This window comes from Sphaerisporangium melleum, assembly GCF_014646695.1.
GTDB lineage: Bacteria > Actinomycetota > Actinomycetes > Streptosporangiales > Streptosporangiaceae > Sphaerisporangium > Sphaerisporangium melleum.
The window spans coordinates 2377-3141 of the sequence record NZ_BMNT01000099.1; the positions used below are offsets into that span (position 1 = coordinate 2377).

The following is a 765-nucleotide window of genomic DNA, read 5'->3' on the forward strand; positions in this document are numbered from 1 at the left end:
TGTGACGGCCGGACCCTCGAAACCGAAGGAGTACGACACACGGCCAGAGGCCACGCTGCCTGCCGTACCCGTCCCGATCAGGCCTTCCAATTCCTCGGGAGCCGAGCCGAGATTGGCCGCGTAGTCGTGGTACATGACCCCGGCGAACACGCCCGTCCGGCTGCCGCGCAGCCCATGCGGGTCGATCCCCGCCCGCTCCATCGCCTGCCAGGACGTCTCCAGCAGCAACCGCTGCTGCGGATCCATCGCCAGCGCCTCACGCGGCGAGATCCCGAAGAACCCCGGATCGAAGTCCCCGGCGTCGTAGAGGAAGCCGCCGTGCCGCGCGTACGAGGTGCCGTGGTGACCCGGGTCCGGGTCGTACAACCGGTCCAGATCCCACCCACGATCCGACGGAAACTCCCCGATCGCGTCACGACCCCCTGCGACCAGCTCCCACAGACCCTCCGGTGACGCCACCCCACCGGGGAAACGGCACGCCATACCCACGATCGCGATCGGCTCGTCGGTGGTGGCCATGACGGCCGGTGCGGCCTGCTCGACCTGGTCACCGGCCAGCTCACCCGCCAGGTAGCCGGCCACGGCCTCGGCGGTCGGGTAGTCGAAGATGAGCGTGGCGGGCAGCCGAAGCCCGGTGACCTTGCCGACCCGATTGCGGAACTCCACCGCCGTCAACGAGTCGAACCCCAGATCCTGGAACTGCCGCCGCACATCCACCGCCGAACCATCGGCGAACCCCAGCACCCCCGCGACCTCACCCCGCAC

1 protein-coding gene is annotated in these 765 nt (G+C 69.7%); it reads right to left on the reverse strand.

The window, feature by feature from the left end:
- The coding region (locus IEY93_RS37205; protein ID WP_189167855.1) for an acyl carrier protein at nucleotides 1-765 on the reverse strand (765 nt) is incomplete at both ends.